General features: G+C 40.9%; 23 protein-coding genes. All 23 read right to left on the bottom strand.

Annotated elements, in window-relative coordinates; all coding sequences use genetic code 11:
- Nucleotides 1-32: 32 nt before the first annotated feature.
- Entirely contained in the window at nucleotides 33-851 is an 819-nt protein-coding gene (locus BLS20_RS08610; protein ID WP_090173970.1) for a flagellin N-terminal helical domain-containing protein, read from the bottom strand.
- Nucleotides 852-1,003: 152 nt separating this feature from the next.
- Nucleotides 1,004-1,480 (bottom strand): flagellin biosynthesis protein FlgN, encoded by a 477-nt coding sequence (locus BLS20_RS08605; protein ID WP_090173969.1) that lies wholly within the window; start codon nucleotides 1,478-1,480, stop codon nucleotides 1,004-1,006.
- Between the two features lie 44 nt (nucleotides 1,481-1,524).
- Nucleotides 1,525-1,920, bottom strand: coding sequence for a flagellar export chaperone FliS (gene fliS / locus BLS20_RS08600; RefSeq protein ID WP_090173968.1), 396 nt, complete (start codon nucleotides 1,918-1,920; stop codon nucleotides 1,525-1,527).
- A gap of 96 nt (nucleotides 1,921-2,016) precedes the next feature.
- Nucleotides 2,017-4,473, bottom strand: coding sequence for a flagellar filament capping protein FliD (gene fliD / locus BLS20_RS08595; protein WP_090173967.1), 2,457 nt, complete (start codon nucleotides 4,471-4,473; stop codon nucleotides 2,017-2,019).
- Between the two features lie 12 nt (nucleotides 4,474-4,485).
- A complete protein-coding gene (locus tag BLS20_RS08590; protein ID WP_090173966.1) occupies nucleotides 4,486-4,950 on the bottom strand; it encodes a flagellar protein FlaG in 465 nt (154 codons plus the stop codon).
- 161 nt (nucleotides 4,951-5,111) lie between these two features.
- On the bottom strand, nucleotides 5,112-5,339 hold the full coding sequence (gene csrA / locus BLS20_RS08585; protein ID WP_090173965.1) for a carbon storage regulator CsrA: 228 nt from the start codon (nucleotides 5,337-5,339) through the stop codon (nucleotides 5,112-5,114).
- 2 nt (nucleotides 5,340-5,341) lie between these two features.
- Complete coding sequence (gene fliW / locus BLS20_RS08580) at nucleotides 5,342-5,794, bottom strand: flagellar assembly protein FliW (protein ID WP_090173964.1); 453 nt, start codon at nucleotides 5,792-5,794, stop codon at nucleotides 5,342-5,344.
- A gap of 21 nt (nucleotides 5,795-5,815) precedes the next feature.
- On the bottom strand, nucleotides 5,816-7,345 hold the full coding sequence (gene flgL / locus BLS20_RS08575) for a flagellar hook-associated protein FlgL (RefSeq protein WP_090173963.1): 1,530 nt from the start codon (nucleotides 7,343-7,345) through the stop codon (nucleotides 5,816-5,818).
- Nucleotides 7,346-7,359: 14 nt separating this feature from the next.
- Nucleotides 7,360-9,261, bottom strand: coding sequence for a flagellar hook-associated protein FlgK (flgK, locus tag BLS20_RS08570; protein ID WP_090173962.1), 1,902 nt, complete (start codon nucleotides 9,259-9,261; stop codon nucleotides 7,360-7,362).
- A gap of 17 nt (nucleotides 9,262-9,278) precedes the next feature.
- The gene (locus BLS20_RS08565; protein ID WP_090173961.1) at nucleotides 9,279-11,075 is read right to left on the bottom strand and encodes a flagellar hook-associated protein FlgK; all 1,797 of its coding nucleotides are present in this window, start codon (nucleotides 11,073-11,075) and stop codon (nucleotides 9,279-9,281) included.
- Between the two features lie 17 nt (nucleotides 11,076-11,092).
- Nucleotides 11,093-11,605 (bottom strand): flagellar protein FlgN, encoded by a 513-nt coding sequence (locus BLS20_RS08560; protein ID WP_242870557.1) that lies wholly within the window; start codon nucleotides 11,603-11,605, stop codon nucleotides 11,093-11,095.
- Nucleotides 11,606-11,620: 15 nt separating this feature from the next.
- Nucleotides 11,621-11,902: a flagellar biosynthesis anti-sigma factor FlgM gene (flgM, locus tag BLS20_RS08555; protein ID WP_090173960.1), complete on the bottom strand. Its 282-nt coding sequence runs from the start codon at nucleotides 11,900-11,902 to the stop codon at nucleotides 11,621-11,623.
- A 287-nt stretch (nucleotides 11,903-12,189) separates the two neighbouring features.
- Entirely contained in the window at nucleotides 12,190-12,957 is a 768-nt protein-coding gene (locus tag BLS20_RS08550; RefSeq protein ID WP_090173959.1) for an exodeoxyribonuclease III, read from the bottom strand.
- A 124-nt stretch (nucleotides 12,958-13,081) separates the two neighbouring features.
- A complete protein-coding gene (locus BLS20_RS08545; protein WP_242870556.1) occupies nucleotides 13,082-13,909 on the bottom strand; it encodes an SDR family NAD(P)-dependent oxidoreductase in 828 nt (275 codons plus the stop codon).
- Nucleotides 13,910-14,139: 230 nt separating this feature from the next.
- Nucleotides 14,140-14,685 carry a BMC domain-containing protein gene (locus tag BLS20_RS08540; RefSeq protein WP_090173958.1) on the bottom strand — a complete coding sequence of 182 codons (546 nt, stop codon included), beginning with the start codon at nucleotides 14,683-14,685 and terminating at the stop codon, nucleotides 14,140-14,142.
- A 15-nt stretch (nucleotides 14,686-14,700) separates the two neighbouring features.
- Nucleotides 14,701-16,047, bottom strand: a complete 1,347-nt coding sequence (locus BLS20_RS08535; RefSeq protein WP_090173957.1) for a 4Fe-4S dicluster domain-containing protein — start codon at nucleotides 16,045-16,047, stop codon at nucleotides 14,701-14,703.
- 15 nt (nucleotides 16,048-16,062) lie between these two features.
- Nucleotides 16,063-17,484 (bottom strand): aldehyde dehydrogenase family protein, encoded by a 1,422-nt coding sequence (locus BLS20_RS08530; protein ID WP_090173956.1) that lies wholly within the window; start codon nucleotides 17,482-17,484, stop codon nucleotides 16,063-16,065.
- A gap of 25 nt (nucleotides 17,485-17,509) precedes the next feature.
- Nucleotides 17,510-18,328, bottom strand: a complete 819-nt coding sequence (gene eutJ, locus BLS20_RS08525; protein WP_090173955.1) for an ethanolamine utilization protein EutJ — start codon at nucleotides 18,326-18,328, stop codon at nucleotides 17,510-17,512.
- A 14-nt stretch (nucleotides 18,329-18,342) separates the two neighbouring features.
- On the bottom strand, nucleotides 18,343-18,993 hold the full coding sequence (locus BLS20_RS08520) for a phosphate propanoyltransferase (protein WP_423230177.1): 651 nt from the start codon (nucleotides 18,991-18,993) through the stop codon (nucleotides 18,343-18,345).
- Entirely contained in the window at nucleotides 18,994-20,196 is a 1,203-nt protein-coding gene (gene metK, locus BLS20_RS08515) for a methionine adenosyltransferase (protein ID WP_090173954.1), read from the bottom strand.
- 16 nt (nucleotides 20,197-20,212) lie between these two features.
- On the bottom strand, nucleotides 20,213-21,241 hold the full coding sequence (locus tag BLS20_RS08510) for a response regulator transcription factor (RefSeq protein WP_090173953.1): 1,029 nt from the start codon (nucleotides 21,239-21,241) through the stop codon (nucleotides 20,213-20,215).
- Complete coding sequence (locus tag BLS20_RS08505; RefSeq protein WP_090173952.1) at nucleotides 21,201-22,541, bottom strand: sensor histidine kinase; 1,341 nt, start codon at nucleotides 22,539-22,541, stop codon at nucleotides 21,201-21,203. The genes BLS20_RS08510 and BLS20_RS08505 overlap by 41 nt, the downstream gene beginning before the upstream one ends.
- 75 nt (nucleotides 22,542-22,616) lie before the next feature.
- Nucleotides 22,617-23,732 (bottom strand): 1-propanol dehydrogenase PduQ, encoded by a 1,116-nt coding sequence (locus BLS20_RS08500; protein WP_090173951.1) that lies wholly within the window; start codon nucleotides 23,730-23,732, stop codon nucleotides 22,617-22,619.

The raw sequence follows: 23,732 nt of genomic DNA, 5'->3' as shown, positions 1-23,732 counted from the left end.
TTTCTTTTGAACGTTCATGATAATACAGCGGATTATCCGAGTAATGATAACACTCCCTGTGTAGACTGGTTAGCCTGTGCCAGCATAGACTGTCCTGCCTGCTGCAGAATGTTGTTCTTGCTGTAGGTAACCATTTCAGAAGCCATATCTGTATCACGGAGACGAGATTCTGCTGCTGATGTATTTTCAGATGTTGTATCGAGGTTGGCAATTGTATGCTCGAGACGGTTCTGAATAGCACCAAGCTTAGATCTTTGTGCGGATACCTGTGAGATAGCTTTCTGTACGTTACACATTGTAGCACCAGCTGCGTCGAATGTAGAAACAGCAATGTTAGCAGTATCTACACCAAGACCTGTTGCTGACATGTCAGTGATACTGATAGAAATAGCCTGTCCACAAAGTGATCCAACCTGAAGGTTCTTTCCAGTGAAGTTACCATCAAGAAGATTCATTGTGTTGAACTGTGTTGTAGATGAAATTCTTGTAAGCTCTGTTGAAAGCTGCTGCATTTCATCTGAGATAGCAGTTCTATCAGAAGTTGTATTCGTATCGTTCGCTGCCTGTGTTGCAAGTTCGTTCATACGCTGCAGGATAGAGTGCGCTTCATTTAATGCACCTTCTGCTGTCTGTACTAAAGAAACTCCATCTTCAGCATTGGTCGATGCCTTATCAAGACCTCTGATCTGACTTCTCATCTTTTCGGAAATAGTTAAGCCGGCTGCGTCATCGCCTGCACGGTTAATCTTATAACCAGATGATAATTTCTCTGTAGACTTTGCTAAGTTCCCTGTAGTGATACCTAACTGTCTGTTTGTGTTTGCCGCTTGCATGTTGTGTTGTACTACCATAATATATTCCTCCTTGAATTTTGTTAAGCCGCATCCTTGCGGTCTTTTGGTATTTAGGATAAAACCTATTTTTTATCCTTACACTTTGTATATCGGTACATAGTACCAAATACTTTATAACAATCAGAAAAAAATTTCTGAAGTTATCAAAATTATTTTTTGCTGTCCAAAAACTGAGAATCTACGTAGTTCACCTTCATCATGTTGTTATAATATTGATTCACAACTTTCTGTGAATTACGCACTTGCTTCACCTTATCCCGGATTCCGGAGAACTTCTTTTGTGCAAGCTGCTTATTCCTGGCTTCCTGTGCCTGGATCGCGTTACTTTTATCCATAATCTCCCGAATCTGATGTTGCATCGCTGCAATCTCTTTCTTGTATTGCTGACGATTATATTCTAGTTGTGCTTTGATTTTGTTATACACGCTCTGAAATCCTCTGTCAAGTCTTGTAAGCGACTCAATGAGACCGGCTTTTTCCCTTACCAGCGCGTTAAAATCATCCGCGGACAGCTCCGGATTATTTAAATCCTGCTCTTGCTGTCTACTCTTTTCCAATATCTTATCCAAGAGGGCATTCTTCTTCTCAAGACTTTGAAGCATAACCTCTAAATAATTCTTATCCATACCGGAATTCTCCTTTTTTAACTAGTATAACATCGGATGCCTATCTATGATACCTGTTTCGTTGTACCGGCTTTCCCCATGCGCATGACTTCTTTCCATGTATCACGCATGCCACGAAGATGCTCTAAAATTTCTGCTAAAATTTCTTTATCTTTCTTGATATTCGCCTCTGTAAGACGCTGTTTTAGATATGTATATACATTATTAAAGTCCTTAGCAACCGGATATTTAAAATTAAGCGTTGCCTGAAACTCCGATATAATATTCTCAACTTTACGGATATTATTATGTGCTTTCATAATATCCCCTTCCTCTACTCCCGCGATTGCAAGGTTGCAGAATTTAATGGCTCCGTCGTAAAGCATCAGTGTAAGTTCTGCCGGAGACGCTGTCATAATCTTATTATTTGCATATGCTGCATATCCTCTATTTAAAGCCATTGCCTTTTCCTCCCTGTATTATCTGGTGTATGGGTATGCGACAAAATGCCGCATACCCGCACTTTGTATTTAACTTATCATTAGAACGTTTTTTTATTAAGATCCAAGCAAAGATGATAAAGCCGAAGTCTTAGACTGCAGTTCTGCCAATGCCGTTTCCATTGCTGAGAACTTATCATAATAATAATCCTCTAAGTCTTCTAGCTTGTCCTCCCAATCGGAAATGGTATCTGTATAATCACTGTATTCTTGTGCCATTTCCTTGTCATTATATACCGTGTATGCACTACTTAGAGTTGTCGACTTCATCTTGTTGTCTATCGCTGTATATAAATTACTGCTAAGCTGTTTCATAAATGCAATCACCGTATCCGGATCTGACTGGATCATTGCCATCAGCTTATCTGTGTTTCCTGAGGTTACATCATCGTCTTCATCACCGTCAATATGATATGCATTCTGCTCATTGGTCTCAGCATTTAAGTAACCAAGTGTTGAGATACCAAAGCTCGACAAACTGTAGCTTGTAAAGCCGTTAGACTGCGCATAAGTTCTTAACTGACTGGCCGATGTAATCGCATTTCCATCATCGTCATATAGTGTCTCTCCGTTGTACATATATGCTTTTGCAGAACTTGAATAGGAAATAGCCGCTCCATCTTTGATATAGATTGAAGATGCCATCGCATTTGTCATGACATTCGTAATACTGCTAAGTGTGGTATCACGTCTAAGAAGCGCGTCTTTAATCTTCTCCTCCCATGCTTCAATCTCCGTCTCGGTCATCGCCTCTTTCTCATCATCTGTAAGAGGTTCATATCCTTTTGCTGAGGAAGCATTATACAAACTGGTCATCTCATTAATCAGTTCGTTATAATCACTTAAGAAGGATTTTACTTTGTCATAAATTCCTGACGTATCCGTTGAAGTTGTGATACTAATCGCATCACTGTCATCTTCTCCGGTTAACGCATTTGCTGTAATGGTAAGCCCATTTACCGTAAAAGTATTCGAATTTGAGGTAAAGGTTGCGCCATTTAAAATAATCGTTGCATCCTGTGCGTCCACTCGAACAGCATCGCTGTTGATATATTCGCTATCTGCTCCGGATGACTGTGATACTGCATAGGAAACATTGGACATAAAGCTTTCTGTTGCCGCACTAAGCGCTGCATCCGCAAGCTCTTCTAAAGACGAATATTCCTCATCCGTGCCGGCCGCAACTGCTCCTACCTTTTCCATCACCGCATACAGACTGCTGCTTTCATAGCTTGAAATCGTAGATACATTTTCCTTATAAGCTGCAAGCGCATCATCATCGGTAAGTCCGGCTGTTGCTTTTAAGGAGTCTAGATACTGTGTTCCTGTAAGGACATCATCTTCTGCTACTTCAACTGTGTTGCCATCTTCGTCGGTATAAGAATACGTAACGGTCTCATTTCCGTCATCATCTTTGGATGTCGTCTTTGTAAGCTTATTTCCGTCTGCATCATAATAACTACTCTCAAGCGCTGAAGAAGACTTTGAAAGCAATGATGTGAAGGTTGTATAGTCATCCCCTAATGCACTCTTTACTTCATCCACCGCATCTAGCGCCGTATGATAAGCTGTATACTTGTCTGTCAGCGTCGTATCTCCACCTGCTGCAGCTAGTGCATAATTGTAAAGATTGGTCTGATATTTGTAAGTAGAATTCGCATAACTAGATGCTGTCAGCGTTCCATCTTCAATCAGACTTTGTACTTTGGCTGATGTTGCATCTTCATCATAACTTGCAACTTTATTTCCTTCATCATCTGTAAGATAATAACCATTGCTCTCATCATATGTTAAATTGTAATCGGATGCATCATATGTATTTCCCTGGTCATCCGTAAATACACCGTATTGCGATACAATTCCGCTGTACGTTGCACTTCCTGATGTTGATCCCGTACTAAGACCAAGTGCATACAAGGCCTGCGTTCCTGCTAAGTCCGCACCTGTCAAAGTAAATTCATTTTCTGTTCCGGAATCTTTTGAACTTACGAAGATACGATTATTGGTTGTATCTAGAGATGCATTTACACCTGCATCTTTTAGTTTCTGCGTAAAGCTGGCAATTGTCGTATCGCCGGTCACTTCAAATGTCGTTCCGTTAATATTGATGGTTCCGCTTCCTCCGGTATAACCAAGGTCGCTTAATGTCGTCGAAGTTGTTGCTCCACTTTGCGAAAGCACTCCTCCTGTCAGATAACCTGACTTTGCAAGAGAAGTAATCTTTAACGACTGCGTTCCGTTAACAGCACTTGACGATGCTGTAACCGTTGCTTTGGTTGTGTCTGATACGCTTGTCGTCTTTAAGTTGTAGGCAGATTCATAACGCATACTTCCAACGCTTGTATACAGGCTGTAAATCTTAGTATTTAATGATTTCCATGCATCCTGTTTCCAAGACAGTTTTGTCTGTGCGCTTTTGTATTTATCTACTTTTGTTGAATATGCTGATACCAGTTCTGTTACAATCGCATCTGTATCAAGACCTGATATCATTCCGCTCATACGTATAGCCATGGCAGGTTCCTCCTATCGCTTCTCATCCACAAACAGGCCGGCCATTTCCCAAACCTTTGCAATCATATCCAGCGTCTTCTCAGGCGGAAGTTCTTTAATAACTTCCTTTGATTCTTTATCTACAATCTTAATCGTGACACGATTCGTCTTGTCATGAATTCCAAAGATCGCTTCTGTGTTAGAAGCCTTATTAATGGTATCTACCGCACTTTTTATAGACTCGTTTTGCGCCTCTACACGTTCTTTGGAGTCTTCTTGCGATGGGGCAATGGTTGCCGCCATATCCTTGGCATTTTTGGTACTGAAGTCGGCATTTGTTGTATTTCTCGTGCCATTGTGACTGCCAGCATTACTGCTTGGTGCCGGTATATTAGTACTTACAGACTTCGTTGTTGCCGGTCTAGATACCGGTGCTGACTGTGCAGGCTCGGTATAGCTTGCTGTTGCTGTTGTTGAATTAATTGAATCGATTCCCATTTTACTATTCACCTCCATGTGCCTTATGCGATCTTTATCGCTATATAAAATGGACTTTATAAATCTGGTTAATGAAAGCCGCCAAAAAATCTAGCGGCTTTCTGGTCATTATTTGTATCGGACGTTTTCTTTAATTAATTTACCGTTCTTCCGATTTTTTTCTACTTCTTTGGTCCAAGCATATTTTTTAAAGCTGCAAGACCTGCTGCATCCTGTGCTGCTTTGTTCTCTTCTTGAATCTGCAGATAGACTTCTTTTCGGTAAATGGAAACATCTTTTGGTGCATTAATCCCAATCTTTACCTGATCTCCGCGGATTTCCAGAATGGTTATTTCAATGTTGTTGTTGAGCATTAAAGACTCGCCTTTTTTTCTTGTAAGTGCTAACATTCTTATTCACCCGCCCCTTCTTTTAAAATATCATAAATATAAAACTTCACCGGATATTGATCTTCCACAATAATCTGCGCCGCCTTGCAAGTCTCTGTATTAATTACAAATGGTGCTCTTAAGTTCACAGACATCTTCTCAATCTCCGCCGGCACGGTAACCGTAACAAGCAGCAAGCCATTCTCACTTCCGATATCGCCAAGTGCCGCTAGTGACTCTTCCGAGAACATCGGATTATAATCCTGCTTTACGACAAGTGGATCTAATACCGGCATCGCGAATTCCGGCTCGTCCATGGATTGAAGCCAAGAGATTGCATGTCCCTCTTGCTCATCGGCATCATAAATTAGTGTAAAGTTCTTAAGATCCGGGAAGCCGATAATTCCATTTGTGAATTTTAGGATCTTACTGTCCTCAATATCAATTTCCCCAAATAATCGTGTTTTTGCCTTCATGTATTTACTCCTTTCCGGTCATTATCTTATGTAATCTAAAAGAGATTGCTGATTAATCTTCGATGCTGCCGTCAGCGAAGCAGTATATGCATTATATGCTGCCGTATAATCTATAATTATATCAGATATATCACGATCTTCGTTCTGTGATTTTAATTCTTCAATCGTTTCTTGCTGCGCATTCATTCTTGTCTTCGTAAGCTCTAATCTCTGCGAACGGCTTCCGCAATCGGTCACTGCCAGATTGACACTGGCAAGATAATCGGTAAAATCTCCCACCGCACTACTGAACTTGCTTTGTACATAATCTTCATAATAGTCCGACTCCTTGTGTGCAGCCTCTAACCACGAATTCAGTCTACTGATTTCATCTTCATCTGTTGTCTGGGCTATCATCTGTTCAATCTGGGTAATCTTATCCGAAGCCGCCTGCGCTTTATTTACCGCCTCTGCAAGTTCTTCAATGTCTCTTGCAACAGATGCATCAAACACATCATGTGCCTGCGTATTTACCGTAATGGTCTGATTGCTTGCCACTGTATAATTAATATCCTGATCTTCCAATGTATAAGTAATCGGAGCGAGTTCTTCGCCTTCCGGTGTTACTTCTGTTTTGGTGCAGTCAAAGTAATTCTCCGGACGAAGCTCTCCTTGTTCAAATCCTTTTTTCGTATAAGTAATCGAAATATCATATGCCTCTACCTGGTTCATAGTATCTGAAACATCCGATCCAAGAATGAGTTCTCCGGTATCCGCCAAAAATAATACCGCTCCGTCTGCAAGCGTATAGCCATTTGCTTCCCACTCTTCTCTGGTTGTTGATGTAACCGCATAACTTCCGGAATATTCATTTCCACTTGCATCTAAATATTTATAAGTTAGCGCACTGGAGGTTGTAAGAAGCTGGTCATCATTATACGCACCATAAGACAAGCGAATTCTTTGGAAGGTATCCGATGTTGGCATTGCAATTGTCGCTGTAGAACCATTTGCCACATCCGTAGTCACATCAGAGATGCTAACTTCATTTCCAAAATACTGCTGCGCCTCTATATCCGTATAAGAAAAAACCTCTGTAAGTTCATAGATATCATTACTGTCATCTTCTGTAAATGTAAGATCCTGATTTGTCTTATATCCGGTAAAGACCGTACGACCTGCATAATCCGTATTGCCTTCTGCATAAAACTGTTCCGACAATGCCTGAAGACTTGTAACGATTGCTTCTCTATCGTCCGCTGTCAGAGTGTCGGTAGCTCCATTGACACACTGGCGATACATGTCCGTCAAAATATCTTTCATATTGGACAATGCAGTCTCTGTAACACTCATCCAGGATTCTGCATCCGGAATGTTCTTTTCATAATACTGATTTACTTCACTTAAAGAATCTGCAAGTCGCAGGGAACGAATTGCCACAACCGGATCTTCGGATGCTCTTGCAATCTTCTTTTGTGTTGACATCTGTGTATTATACTTATCTACACTGACCTTATTGTTATTTATGTTGTATTTGGAATTTTTCACAATGATGTTATTGGTTATACGCATCTTTTGTTTCCTCCTTATACTCCTGTCTCAAGAATCAATCGATCATACATTTCGGACAATGTAGAAATCATCTTGGATGCTAAGTTGTAGGCATTTTGGAACTTTACAAGATCCAAAGCTTCTTCATCTTCGTCCACGCCGGATACCGACATTCTCTGGTTCGAAATGGTATTGGCCATGTCCGTATAATTTGTTGAAAATATCTGCGCTTCCTCTGTATCTACAGAACTGTCAGAAATCAAGCACTGCAAAAAGTCTGATGCTGCACATCCACGATACATCACAACCTCATCCTTCAATGTGGTCAGCTTTGTAACCAAAGAATAATCTGCCACACCATTTAACGGATCTTCTGTCGTTGCAAATCGATTTGGATCTTCAAGCGATTCTTTCGATACCGCTACATTAAGAGCTGTTAAAGCATAATAGCTTTGGCTGCTATCGGTGGAGAGACTGTTAAAACTTCCTGTCTTTTCTCCAAGATCAATCTGCGTTGCATCTACGGTACTGTTGGCCACCCAAAAGCATCCCATTGCTTCCGGATCACCATCTTCATTCAAATAATAATTACTTAAGGCATTTCCATCTGCATCCGTCTGGATATTTCCTTCCTCATCCGTCTGATACATCTCCATCTTATTAAATTCTGCGCAAAAGTTTCGAAGAAATTCTGTAAGCTGCGCCTGGTAATAAGCCACGCCCATATAATCCACATCATCTCCGACCGTTAATCGCTTGCCTTCTGTAATCTTAGATGTGTCAGTTCCTTCTGCCAGGATAAATTCGAACGTTTCAAGTTCTCCATCATCATTATAATAAGCAGTAAATGAATCGTATGCATAATCCACATTATTAATGGTCACCAGACCGGATTGCGCAAGTGTCAGTTCTGCAATTGAAATTGCTGAATTGGCCGTCACGGTAATAACCGGCTGCGCTGTGCTTGTATCTACATTGGTAATCGTACTTTGAAAATACTCTCCATTGTTTCCGTCACGTAATAATAAAAGTCCTTTTAATCTTCCTGATCCCGATGCGCTTTCCGGATGGAAGGTATTACCTGTACTTTCCCATTCAATTTCATATAATCCATCGGCATCTGTCTGATTTATTTTATTCTCTCTCGCAACACACTTAAGCGTCTCATAATTATTCCCACTTACCAGCGTCTGACCGTTAATCTTAACGGTATAGAGCGTAGCACCTGTGTAACTGTCCGGATCATTGGAATTGTAAACCAGCTGCTCCGATGCCTCTGTTGGAACAATTTCCGATAACTGATCAATAAGAAGCGCTCTTTGGTCACGAAGTTCATTTGCATAACCGCCCTGAATCTCAATGGTATTAATCTGATCATTTAAGACAGATATCTTTTTGGCTATTGCATTGATTTCATCTACTGCCGACTTTACCTGAGAATTCAAATCCTCTTGCAGATCCTTTAACTGCGTTCCAACAGAATTAAAATAGGTTGCAAGAGACTGCGAACCTGAAATAAACTGATTTCGTACGCTGTCATCATCCGAATTTGTGGCTAGCGTCTCTAAATTATTGAACATCGTTGATAAAATAGTTGAAAATCCTGTTGTAGAAGAATCATCTGCAAAAAAGTCTTCTATCTGTACAGAATATTCATATAATGCATCATACAATCCTACAGATGCGTTATTTGTCCAATATTTATTATCATAATAGACGTTTCTCACCTGCGTGATGGATACTGTCTCAACTCCAGTTCCGAGTGTACCATACTTTGCATTTACGCGAAGAGCTGCAGATGCTACTCGATTGGTAACCTGCTTTGAATACCCTTCCGTCTGTACATTCGAAATATTATTTGCAACCGTATTGGCTGCAATCTGATATGTAGAAAGTCCACTGTGTGCTGTGGATAATCCCAAAAAAGTTGATGGCATGTTGACGCATCTCCTTCCTATAAGTTCGTTACAATATGTTCAATCATTTCACTGATAACATTAATATATCTACTTGCTGCATTATATGCATTTTGATATTTGATCATTTTCGTAAGCTCTTCATCTGACGATACGCCTACAACAGAATTTCTTGAAGTGGTAAGCGCTTCGGTTGTACTTTCCAGATTCTCTACCGTCGTCTTGAAGACATTACCGTTGGTTCCAAGTTCCCCAACCATCTGCTCGTAATATTCGGAAAATGTCCAGGTACCGCCAACTGTCGGATTAAGCTGAAGATCTGACACATTCCACATATCGGACAGTGCTTCGCCAAGTTCATAGCTCACTTCTCCGTTTTGCTCTAAGTATGGTATCTTACTTGAATCCTGCTGAATCGCTTCATTAATGGAAATACTCTTAACCGTATACATCAAACCTGTATCGCTTAAATCTTCTTCATTATATAAGTAATAAGTGTTTCCCGCTGCGTCCGTCACTTCTGTATAACGTTCACATCCGCTTCTTGAAAACAGTTCCTGTGGCGGCAATTTTCCATCGCTTCCTACGCAGCAATTCTCGGCATCTAATATTCTCGTGGTATCTGTCACCGTATATTCATTTCCATCTGCATCGGTAAGTGTTGTGCCTGCTGTAAGCCCCGCCTGTGTTGCATAAGTCAGCGGACTAAGCAAATCATTGATTGCTGTTACAATAGAATGAATCAAGGTGTCAAATTCTGCCTGTGTATTTAGACACACCGAAGCTCCTGTAAGCGTTTCGTATTCTTGTTCTGTCTTATAATCATCCTCTGTCAATTCACTGAAATATTGTGCTGTGGAATTAACAAGATCATACATGTCGGTATAATTTGCCACGCTATCTCCTCTTGCAAGGAGAATTCCCTTAAGTTTGCCGACATCCGTGTTATATGCCGAAGAAATCTCCGATTCCAAATCAAAGACTTCATAACTATTCCCGTCTTTATCCTGTCCAAGCTGCGGCCAGATTGGTGTTGCAAACCCTGTCGATTTGTCATATTCCACTCCCATCTCATAGACCATAGCTTCGTTGATAAATTCTACGCCTTCTATACTGACTTTCACGATTCCTGACATCGTTTCTTTGTAAGTCATATTGCAAAGCTCTGACAGTTCATCGAGCGCAAGATCTCTTTCATCGCGAAGCGAAGATGCTGTCTCAACGCCGCCTGCTTCTATCTTTTGAATCTTTATATTCAATTCATAGATTGTCTGACCAAGTTCATTAATCTTATCTACGGCATCTGTAATCTGTGTATTTAACTGCTTTTGATAGGTATTAATGCTTTCATATACAGCCTGTGCTCTGGTAATAAAAAGAGATGCCTTTTGGAGTACCAGATTCTGATTTACACCGCTTGACGGATCTTTTGCAAGTTCCTGGAAAGCTACCCATAAGCTTTCATCATCGCTACTTAAGATATTCTGGAACGACTCACCGTCTAATTCCTGTAGGATATCTTCAATTTCTGTTGTCGCACTGTAAGATGCAGAATAGAATTCATATCGTCCTGTTTCCTGACGATATGCTTTATCCAAAAAGACATCACGATTATGAATTACGTCCGAGATGGAAACTCCCAAACCAGTTGTTTGTTTACTGATTGCCGCCTGTACCCCGGACGAGATATATGTTTTATCTCCAAACAGTACCTGCTGACGCACATATCCTGTTGTGTCAACATTTGTCAAGTTGTTTGCTGTTATATTCATTGCATTTTGACTGTTTTGCAATCCGGATGCGCCCACCCAGAGACTTCCCATACTGTTTGCCATAAAAAAAACCTCTTTTTCTACTGTTTTGTATCAAACCCCGAAGACCCCAATAAATCACCGGTATTATAAGCATTCCGGTTGTAATTTGCGGTCTCAGGTGCCTGACGAAAACTTCGAAAGAGGTTTAAGTCATATTCCACAAGCTCTAAAGCCTGCTGTGTTAATACTCGATTCTGCTCGTTGATGGCTGACACTTCTTTCAGTGTTGCCCCAAGCTTAGTCCTGATTTCAGTTAAACGAGACTGTTGTTCCGGTTGCTTATCCAATATTTCAATCATTTTTCCGAGCGTCATTTCTTCCTTCTTCCTGTTTAGAACAACTGACATATCATCCATGATCTGCTCTCGCTTATTTTCAAGATTTCTAAGCGTACTGGAAACATCCTGTTCCCGTTCTGTCAGTACCTCTAGTTCCTCAACGTCAGCATCAATCAGAATCTGTCTTTTTCGCTGTCCTAACTGAAATAGTTTCTCATATTCCTTATGCTCACGTTCGAGGACATCTAGAAGGTTTTCCATCAAACTTGCCACTTTTATTCCTCATTTCTAAATCAGAGATTCGTTATATTTTTCCAATAATTTTGATGCAAAGTCATCTGCACTTACGCTGTAAGTTCCGTTATCAATTGCACTCTTAACGGATGCGACTTTATCTTCTCTGACATCTGCAGCATTCTTGACAGCATCCTTTGCTACCTGAAATGCTTGACCAAAAGATGAAATCTGAACCTCATCTCTTGCTGAGGAAGTGTTTGACGATGCATAAGCTTTGCTCGTCTTTGATGTTTTATAAACCTGTGATATCTGGTTATAAGCTTCTATGCGCATTTTATGCATCTCCTTTCCTTATCTAAGATAATTTTTGAAGAACGCGTCCTTTAAACCGCCTCTTCTGTATTATGTATCGGTGACTTTGTCTAAAACATTAGCCTTTTTTTGTGAAAACTTTAAAAAAATCCCATTTTTCAGGCATTTTCAGACTATCTTCCTAGTTTTGTCAAGACTCGCCTAGTGTTTTTTTTGCACAAAAAAACGTATTGCCGATATATTTTACTATAGTTCTTATCGGCTATACGTTCTTTTTTCTTTAACATTATTCTTAAGTTTATCGTTCTCTAGATTTCAATTTCAAGTTCAACCGGACAATGATCTGAGCCAAGTACCTTTGTAAGAATCTTAGCATCCACCAGTCTTTCCCGAATCCGCTCCGATACCAGAAAATAATCAATCCGCCATCCTGCATTCTTCTCTCTGGCTTTAAATCGATACGACCACCACGAATAGATCTCGGTCTGATTCGGATAGAAATACCGGAAGGTATCTACAAATCCTGCATCAAAGAGTTCGTCAATCTTATTACGCTCCTCATCGGTAAATCCGGCATTCTTATGGTTGGTCTTTGGATTCTTAAGATCTATATCCTGATATGCCACGTTCATATCGCCACATACAACCACCGGTTTTTTTGCATCTAGACTTTTTAGATATTCTCTAAAATCATCTTCCCACTTCATTCGATATTCAAGCCGCTTTAATTCGGTCTGGGAATTTGGCGTATATACCGTCACGAAATAATACGTATCAAATTCCAAAGTAATGACGCGACCTTCTTGATCATGTTCTTCAATTCCCATTCCATAAGTTACATCAAGCGGCTTTTCCTTTGTGAAAATAGCCGTTCCGGAATACCCTTTTTTCACAGCATAATTCCAATATTGATGATAGCCTTGCAGCTCCAAATCAATCTGCCCTTCTTGGAGCTTACTTTCCTGAATACAGAAAATATCCGCATCTACTTCTTTAAAAAAATCCAAAAAGCCTTTTGTCACACAAGCTCTTAACCCATTAACATTCCATGAAATAAATTTCTTACTACTTGCCATAAATCTTCCTCTTTCTATAATCGTCGCATACCTTCCCATATGTACATTGCAGCTTCTTTGGAAATCACTTTTGCAAAGATTCTATGTATGATGCAAAAAATTCCCGGTGTTGCTACAGCAAGTCCTATTCTCGATGCCAAAAGCGAGCGTCTTGCCACAGGCTCTGCCTTTGTGGAAAACGGAAAGTGTCGAACAGCGCTATGGTTATGACCATCTTCTCATCATCTTTTGCTACTGCTATAAATTCGGTATCTTTAATCCAATATGGACATACAGCCGTCACCTTAATCTTGCGAGGCAAAAGTTCCATCCTAAGTCCTCTGGTGTAACTATATAAAAACGCCTTACTTGCGGCATAGATATTCATGTGCTGTAGCGGCTGAAATGCTGCGGTTGAACATACCTCCATAATACGGTCTCCTGCCTTCATAAAAGGAAGAGCTACTAACGTTGTATCAACTGCTGCCTTACAATTCAAGTCAATCATATGTCCGCTGTCATACCGACTGACTCTTTCATAATTGCCAATCTTGGCATAGCCGGCACAGACAATCAGCAGGCCAATACGAACTTGCTGCTTTTTTAGTTCACTTTCTATAATCTGATAGCTTTCTTTTTCTGTCAAATCAAGCGCAAAAACTTTAGACTTCATATTCATCCGGCTTAGCTCCTGCGCCAGACTCTCAAGGCGCTCTGCGCGTCTTGCCACAAGCCAGATTTCATCAATGTCCTTCTCCGTCGCTGCAATCTGCCTTGCATACGCGTGTCCAAGTCCGCTAGAGGCTCCGGTTACAAGCGCGATCCTTTTTTCTCCGATACTTTTTGCTTCTTTATTTTTCAGCAAAAGTGCCGTCACATAAACCAGTATCACACTGACTATGACAAATAATACGAATACATTACCAAAGAAGTTTCGCAGATACCAGATTCCTTCCATAATAATATCCCACATATCATAACCATCCTTAACTGCTTACGATTATCATCTAGGACTAAATTCTATCATGTATTCTGTAAATAATCCATAGATCCGGATTCTATCACAATTTCTCCATCCTTCATTTGGATATGCATCCGCTGTATCCTCCCCTCCATCAATAGAGAAAACTCCAGGCCGCATTTATGGCAAAAAAAAGCTATACACTAATTCGTGCACAGCTCCTTTTTGCTTATTTCTAATATTTATAGAAGAGTTTCTAGCAAGTCTTTATGTGGATGCGGAATGACAACCTTACTAATCAGCATACCGCTTTCCACAGCTTCTTCAATTCCGGCGCTGACTGCAGCTTCCACCGCCGATACATCTCCTGTCATCGTAACAAAAGATTTCCCTCCGATTCCGGTACCCAAACGCACCTCCATCAAAGTAATTCCAGCTGCTTTTACAGCTGCATCTGCACCAACTACCGCAGCTGCAACAGAAAAATATTCCATTACTCCAACTGCTTTAATTGTCTCCGGCATTGTTGACATATTAATTGCCTCAATCACCTGCGGATGAACTCTTGGAATCACAAGCTCATCAATCAATGAATCACTTATCACTTCCTTGCCGGCTTCCATCGCCGATTGTACTGCAGATACTTCTCCCGATACCATAATATGATATTTACCCGGACAACTTGGACGTGACGTTACAAGTCTTACCTCTGCAGCCTTAAGCATTGCATCAGCACCTTCTATCCCTTTTGCAATGCTATTGCTTTCTAAAAATCCAATTGTAATCATGCGAGCTTCTCCTTATCATTTTTCAATTGTCACAAAACCATTTTCTATCTTCGTAACTTTACCTGCAATTGATGCATGCACCCTGGCACCAAGTGCCTTTGGTGGAATTTCGCCAATCAAGCTACCTTGTTTTACATAATCTCCAACTGCTACTACCGGCTCAGCCGGAGCACCAATGTGCTGTTGCAAAGATATCGTTACTTTATCCGGTGTAAGTGTCCTTCGTTCTCTTATGGTATAATCATAATACTGTTCTACTCCAAGTCTTGCTGCAATTCTATGAGAAGGAATTCTCCGATATTCACGATCTTGTCGATACCGAAACGTTGTCTCAGTATCCTTTTCATATTTGAATCCGGATTTGCGAAGCTCATTTTTGATATAGATGTTGACCTGCCTTGGCGCAAGCCCCATTGGACAGGCATAAGCCTCGCACACTCCACACTCCGAGCATGTCATTACTTCTTGTACATCCGGATCATTCAAGATTGTCGTCACATCATTTACATATGCCATTTTACGCATAATTTTGTGTGGCGATAACGGATGTCCGCTTAAATATCTTGGGCACATCTGCGTACACGTCTGGCACTGTATGCAAGAACCCTTTGCTCTTTTTTGAATATGCCGCAAAGGTGTTTCTCGCATTTTCACCAGATGTGCTTCATCCGGTACGATTACAACTCCCGATGTTGTCTTGGTGACAAAATGTTGTTCTAGCTCCTCCTTAGGATATACCTTTCCCATCAAAGGTCCACCAATTAAAATATGATAATTCTCTACCGTGACCCCTCCGGCGGCTTCAATACATTGCGCCAACGAAGTACCAAGAGGTGCCTTTACGATTATCGGATTTTGTACTGCTCCTGTCACCGTAAGATATTTTTCTGTAAAAACCACATCACAAGATGCTTCATATATGGAATACATAGTTGCTACATTCGAAACAACCGCCCCTACATCTAAAGGAATACCACTTGGCGGAACCGTTCGCCCTGTCACTTCTAATACCATGATTTGCTCATCACCGGCCGGATAGAAATTCTTGAGCAAAAATAATTCTACGATACTTCCGCTTTTTTCTATCACTTCTTTTAGCGATGCAATCTCATCGTGATAGGTCTCTTTTAATGCGATACAGACCTTTTTCGCCTTAGTCATTTTCGCAACTTTTTCAATCGTTGTAATCACCTCTTGTGCCGCATTCAGCATAAGATATCTGTCTGTTCGAAGCAACGGTTCACACTCGGCTGCGTTAATAATTAAATATTCCACTTCACAATTCAGCTTGACGTGGGTTGGGAAGCCTGCGCCTCCACAACCCACAATTCCGGCATTTTTTATCTGCTCTAATAATTCCATGGCAGCCCCTTTCGACTATCTGATATGCAATCCGTCGGACATCACGCATTTTCTCTTTCTGCAAAAAGATCTTGCACTTGTAAGGCCTTCTCCGGTAGGTCCGGCAATGGTAAATGTGGTATGTCCTTCTCCACCAACTCCAATTCCTGCATAAGAAGGAGCATTCTTAACAAAGATTGTAGTTTCTAAAAGTTTTGCCATCTTCGTCAGCTTATCCACATTCTTAGAATGCATCATTGCGGTATGACGATTTCCATTTTCTGCAACATACGCTTCTTCAATTGCCTCATCTACATCATGACATCTTACCACCGGAAGAATCGGCATCATCATCTCTTCTGTTACCAAATGATGATTTTTATTCACTTCCATAATAATGACACGTACTTCATCACCTACTGTTATTCCCAGTTTTCCAAGAATATGCTTTGCACTCTTTCCGACAAACTCTACCTTCGGTGCTCCCTTTTCATTCGTCACAAGTGCATCTAACTTCTCAATCATGGCCGGATCTTTCATTTCATACGCACCATTTAATTTCATGCAGTGAATAAGATAATCACAGATTTGATCTACTGCAAATACTTCCTTTTCTGCAATGCAAGGTACATTATTATCAAAAGAACAACCATCAATGATATCCTTTGCCGCTTTTTCAATATCAGCCGTTTCATCTACTACTACCGGAGGATTACCTGCTCCTGCTCCGATTGCCTTCTTTCCCGTAGACATAACCTTTCTTACGATAGATGGTCCACCGGTCGCAACCAGCATTCTAATCTTAGGATGCTCACACATCGCATTCGTATTTTCTATAGAAGGTTCCTTGACGGTTGTAATCATATTGGCCGGTGCGCCCACTTCTTCTAATGCCTTATTTAATATGGTTACCAACAAATGCGATACCTTGGTTGCCCTTGGATGCGGGCTAAATACTACCGTATTTCCACCTGCAATCATGGAAATGGAATTGCAGATGATCGTTTCTGTTGGATTGGTCGTTGGAGTAATTGCCCCAATTACACCAAACGCACAATATTCAATCAGGGTAAGACCATTGTCTCCGGACTGTGCCTCGGTAATCAGATCTTCGATTCCCGGAGTCTTTTGAGCCGCCAGTCTGTTTTTTATAATTTTGTGCTCATACTTTCCAATCTGAGTCTCTTCTACCGACAGTAGAGAAATCATCTCTAAGTTCTCGCGATTTAAGACTGCCTGTCTAATTGCATCAACATAAATCTTGCGCTCTTCCATACTAGAACGTAACAACTGTCTTTGTGCTATCACAGAAGCTTCAATCGCTCCATCCATCGTATCAAACACACCATAATTTCCCCTCTGCTGTGCGCTGGGCGCACAAGTAATATTTCCCTCATTTGACACCTGTGCAATTGCCTTTTTTACCATCTGTTCAATCACATTTACATCAATATCCATAACTATTCTTTCCTTCCTTCTCCTTTTATTGTTTTACGCTATTCATGGCAATTCCTAACGGAGTAACCAAAAGCGGTTGATTCGATTTTATCGTTGGAATTCCCAGCTCTTTTTCAAAGACTGCTGCAAATTCCTTAAAACTACATGCTCCCCCAACTACATAGACTGCCGGTACCTCATAATCTTTTAAAAAGTTTTTGACTATCGTTGCCATCTTTTGTATGACCGGTTTTACAATTGGAAATATATCCGCTTCCTTACCACTATTCTTTTTTAAAGCCTCGGCCTCTTCCATGGCCAGATTATAGTACCCCGCCAGCACCAAGGTCATATGGGTACCTCCGGTTGGTTCATCTGCGGTATATATCACTTCCCCATCCTTGATAATACTGATTCCGGTCGTTCCCCCACCGACATCTACTACCGCTCCGTCTTTGATATCCAAAACGCTTGCAGCCGCAGTTGGTTCGTCCACAATATTGATTACATCAAATCCGGCTCCTTCTACCACATTGGAAATTGCTTTTACGCTTCCCGATACAACCCCCGGCGGAATTGCACAAGCGGCCTCTTCTAAAACCGTTCCGAGACGCTGCTCTACCTGTTCTTTTAAGCCCTTTACGATTTGGATGGCACCCATATAATCCACTACAATTCCATCCTTCACTACCGTTGACGGAAACATCGCCCCGGCTACAGGTTCGTTATTTTCATCAACTACTGCCAATACAATATTGGCCGTCCCCAAATCCACTCCGACTTTCAGCGGACCATCATACGAATTGACCGTTTCTGTCTCCACCAATGTCGCGAACGAATCCAACACACCTTTTTCTATAATCACTACTTACCACTCCATTATCTTTTAATCTTTACGTAATCCTTATTCTTGAGCAAGCATGCATTCGCTTCGTCAATATCTACATGCATTTCCAAGGCATATTTGTCGGACACTCGAACAAGCACATTGCCAAGTACACCGGCTCTTTCTCCATATGTCTCCACCTCCACTATATCTTTATCTTTCAGCCCCATTCGGCTTGCCTGCTCCGGCGTCATATGAATATGTCGCAGCGCAACAATCGTTCCTTGCGGCATATCCACCATTCCGCGCGGCCCTATCAGCGTAACTCCCGGAGTTCCATCAAGTTGACCGGATTCTTTAATCGGAGCCTTCACACCCAGCTGAAATCCATCTGTAAGCGAGATTTCTACCTGACTTTGCTCTCGCACCGGACCTAATATTCTTACTTTTTGAAACTCTCCCTTTGGACCTCTTACTGTCACGGTTTCCTCTGCAGCAAATTGCCCCGGCTGACCTAAGTCAGCTCTTTTGGTGAGTTCATACCCTTTTCCAAAAAGGATATCCAGATCCTGTCTTGACACATGTACATGCCGGTTTGATACCCCGATAGGAATCTTCATCTCATCAAATTCTTGAAGTTGTTTTATTACATTATCCACAACTTTTTTTATAAGTTCTTCTTGACTCATTACACCCATTTCCATTTATTTCACTTCTCTTTCTCGTAATAACTGCGTATATTGTGTTGCTATCGCTCTTTGCCTTAACTTTTCCACCATATCTAATCGTTCCCAGCCAAATCCTGCATCCTCCCTTCCAAAGTGTCCATATGCTGCAGTCTTTTGATACTGAGGCTTTCTAAGATCCAATGTTCGTATCATACCGGCTACCGAAAAATCAAAGAGTTCTCTTACAACAGCTTCAATGATTTTACACTCAATATGTTCACTTCCAAAAGTTTCCACATTCACAGCCTCCGGTTGAATCTGGCCGATTGCATAAGCAATGGAGATTTCGCACTTGTCTGCAAGACCTGCCGCAACAACATTCTTAGCGACATATCTGGCCATATATGCTGCACTTCGATCCACCTTTGTCGGATCCTTGCCGGAAAAAGCTCCACCGCCATGTCTTGCAACACCGCCATAGGTATCGACCATAATTTTTCGGCCGGTCACACCGGTATCACCTGCCGGTCCGCCAATCACAAATCTTCCGGTTGGATTAATCTTGATTTTGGTCTGTTCTATATTAAATTGTCCTGCAAGTACCGGATAAATCACTTCATCCAAGAGCGTACTTTTTAAATAATCATAATGAATTGAGGGAAAATGCTGGGCAGAAAGAACGATATCCTCCAGCGAGAATGGATTATCGTCGTCATTATATTTTACCGTTACTTGTGCTTTGCCATCGGGGTAAAGCCACGGTAGTATTCCTTCTTTTCGAACTGTCGCAAGCCGCCTTACCAGTTTATGCGCCAACTCTATGGTGATGGGCATGTAGTTCGAAGTTTCGTTGGTGGCATATCCATACATGATACCTTGATCGCCACCCCCGATTTCTTCTTTATCGCTTGATTTATTAACACCCATCGCGATATCGGTTGACTGTATATTTATATTTGTCAGAATCATACATTTGTCGGCATCTATGCCGCTTTCTTCTGATGTGTATCCGATTTCCTTAAGTACCGTTCGGGCTATGGCCGGTATCTCTACCGTAGCTGTCGTGGAAAGTTCTCCGGCTATCATAATCGTGTTTTTTGATACCATTGTTTCCACAGCAACATGCGCCTTTGGATCTTGCTGTAGAACAAAATCCAATATCCCATCCGAGATCTGGTCACACAGTTTATCCGGATGACCCTCCGTCACGGATTCTGATGTTACATAGTGTTCACTCATCTCTTCACCCGCCTGTTTAATTTGATGCTATTACTGATTTCTTATATTGTTGTATTGTCATATTTTCATACTTTTTGAAAACCTTGCTAAAATAACTGCTTTCGTTATAACCCAGTTTAAATGCAACTTCTGCAACACTATCATTTGTCAGATAAAAATATCCTTTTGCAAGATGTATCTTTCTCATGTGAAGATATTCCATCACGCTTACATTAAACTGGTCTTTAAAAATTCTGCTTAAATATCCTTGTGAAATTGCACAATTATCAATAATCTGACTTAACCCGATTTCTTCATGAATATTATTATCGATATAGGAAAAAACATTTGCCAGCACCGGATACCTTCGGATGCTGTTTTTTAAAAATACGTGGTTGATTACTTTAAACATCCACATTTCTCCAAGCATTGGTTCTCCAATATGCAATTCACTGATTGCAAACAACTCATCGATTTCTTTCGCTTGTCCGTCCATCTTTTGAGCTGATACGAGCAATCGTTGTCCTAAATATCTGAAATTACTGACCAGTTGTTCATTATTCTGGCCATATTTTTCGTATATTTCTTTGATAATTCCCGGAAGCTTATGATAGGCATTTTTAAAATCCTTTTGTTCCACAATTTCTTCTAGAAGTTCAAGGTAATAGCCTATTTTGCTTTCTTGTTCTACTCTCTGATTCATCAGTACATCGCTGAGAAGTTTCATAGATACCGGCTTTACCAGATATTCATTTACTTTCAGTTTGACGGCCTGTTTTGCCAACTCAAAATTATTATATGCACTGATAAAATAGATAATGGTATCACTGTCTTTTTTTCGAATGATTTCAGCCGCTTCAACGCCTGTCATGGTCGGCATAACAAGATCCATGAAAATAATATCCGGTTTATACTTTTCGTATGCTTCAAGTGCCTGCTTTCCGTTCATTGCCTCTGCACATACGATAAAACCATCAATCTTTCCAACCATTACTCTAAGAGCTTTTCGCATTATTTGATCATCGTCAACTATTAGGATGCGATTCATCGGCGTCCATCCTTTCATCAAAATACTTTGGAAATCTTATGCATGCCTTTCGGCCTTTTCCTTCTACTACTTCCGTGGTAATATCATATTCTTTACCAAAAAGAGTTCTGATTCTCCTACTGACCCGTTCTATACTTTGTTGAATTCCATCGCCATCACCATACCTGTCATAGGTGCTGTAGAATTGTTCTATCGCTTCATTTCCTAATCCCGGTCCATCATCTTCGACATAAATCATCACGTCATCTCCGACGTATCTTCCCACGATTTGAATCAGTCCACCATTTTCATTCAAACTAATCCCGTGCTCAACAGCCTGCTGTACAAATGGCTGTAAGATCAACGCCGGCATTCTCTGCATTCGCATCTTTTCCGGAATCTCTATGTTGTAGCTCAACTTGTCACCATGACGAATCTTTTGTATCTGCAGATACCTTTCCACATTATCAATCTCGTCTATCATATAAATGAAACTGTCTGTATTCATCATTGATTTGATGTATTCGGCCAGCACAATCAACGCCTCATTCGTCTCGGTTGCCCCTTCAATCATGGCAAGATTCGCAATCGTGGTAACGGTATTAATCACAAACTGCGGGCTCTTCTCATAACTCAAAGCGGAAATTCGAAGTTCTTTCAGTTTATTTTGATATTTTAGATTTTTATTTTCCTGCTTTAGACTTTCTATCTTTCCATGATCTGTAATGCTGCGTTCAAGCTTACTAATCTCGCTTTCTGTCATCTGTCTGATAATCATTGCTGCCAGCTCAGACGCATTACAAAACTGTTCGTATGTAAGTTTCGTAGCTTCTTGTTTCAGACTCATGTCAATTCCGCTTTGTTTGATCAGCTCTGTCCTGTCGAAAATCGCCTCTAATCTTACAATATCCTTTGGCGCGTCTTCGCATAGAATCTGTCCGCCTATGAACCCGCCCAGGTAATGCCCTTCTACAATGAGCGGAATTGCAACCTCAAGCAAACCACATGGACAAAAATATATGCATGATTTCTTTGTTGTTGCTGCTTGAATAGCACCGTATGCATCGGAAGACCAACATCCTTGCTCTGTTATATGATTGCCTCTAACACATTGGCAAAAACGCGTAAAAGAAACAGATTTTGTCACAGGCTCGCCTTTATAATCAACGGTAACAAATGCCAACCCCGTAACCTTTGAAATCTTCTCCTGGATTTCTTCTAATTTCTCCTTTCCAAATAAATGCACGATATCAAAATGATTTAAATCTACATTTACCTGCTTTTCAAAAGAATCCGTCTGTACTACTCCTCTACTTTCAAAAGAATCCCTCTGTCCCATATAATACCTACTACTTTCAATCTGCCTGCAGAAAGTCAAGACTCTCTGTAATTATATCGTTCTACCAATTCATAATTATAACAGACCAAAAAGTACATTTACAATCTCCCCCTTACTATAGACGTATTTTGCCGTCTGCGTACAACGATCGTTCATTGCATTTTGGTAGATTATATCGATTTTGTCTTGCAGCATAGACGTTGTCACGTTACACTCTCGCAATGTAAGCGGCATTGTCATCTCCTGCTGACATTTTCTGATTTCAGAACATAATAACTCTACTGCATCATCATCCTTCGTATCCAGCGAAGCAATATTCAGCTTTTTGGCTAATATCGCATACCTTTTTTTCATATCCTCATACTCTGCATTTTTCCTGATTACCCCATTTAGGATTAATGCATTTGCAAGTCCATGCGGCAAATGAAACAAAGCTCCAAGTTGATGTGCTATAGAGTGATTCATGCCAAGTCCGGCGATATTAAATGCGCTACCCGCAAGATTCGACGCTTCTTGCATCCTACTTCTTGCCATCAGGTTGTCGCCTTCATGATAGCATTGCTTCAAATAGTGAAACACAAGTTCAATTGCCTTTTCTGCCAGCGCATCAGAATAGGTATTAGCTCCTGTTGCGACATAGGCTTCAAGTGCATGCGTTAACACATCCATTCCCGTATTTGCCGTTACCGCCGGTGGCACCGACACGGTAAGACGCGGACACAAGATTACCTCATCCGGCAAAATCCCATCATCCTCAATCGGGTATTTAATCTGTGTTTGTGTATCCGTAATGACCGTTACAGATGTCACTTCCGAACCGGTTCCACTTGTTGTTGGTATTGCAATAAACCGCAATTCTTTTTCGTATTTTGCGAGTCTGGAAAAGTAGATGACACCCTTTGCTGTATCAATTGCCGAACCTCCACCATACGCTATGATAATGTCCGGCTGAACGCTGTGTATCAATGCTACTCCTTTTGCAACCACTTCAAGTGGCGGGTCCGGAACCACATCCCTGCAAACAACCACTTTGTTGGACTTGTCAAGCTTTTCCGTTATCTGATTTACGCTTTTATTATCTACTAAAAAAGCATCTGCTATCAGCCATATTGTTTTGTCTTCGAATTTTCCAAGTCGCTCTAGGGAATCCTCCCCGGATACAACTTTTGTCTTTATATAAATCTGGTTCAT

Source organism: Eubacterium oxidoreducens (assembly GCF_900104415.1).
Lineage (GTDB): Bacteria > Bacillota > Clostridia > Lachnospirales > Lachnospiraceae > Eubacterium_C > Eubacterium_C oxidoreducens.
The sequence above is the reverse complement of the archived record's forward strand: the minus strand, read 5'-3'. Positions and strand labels throughout refer to the sequence as shown.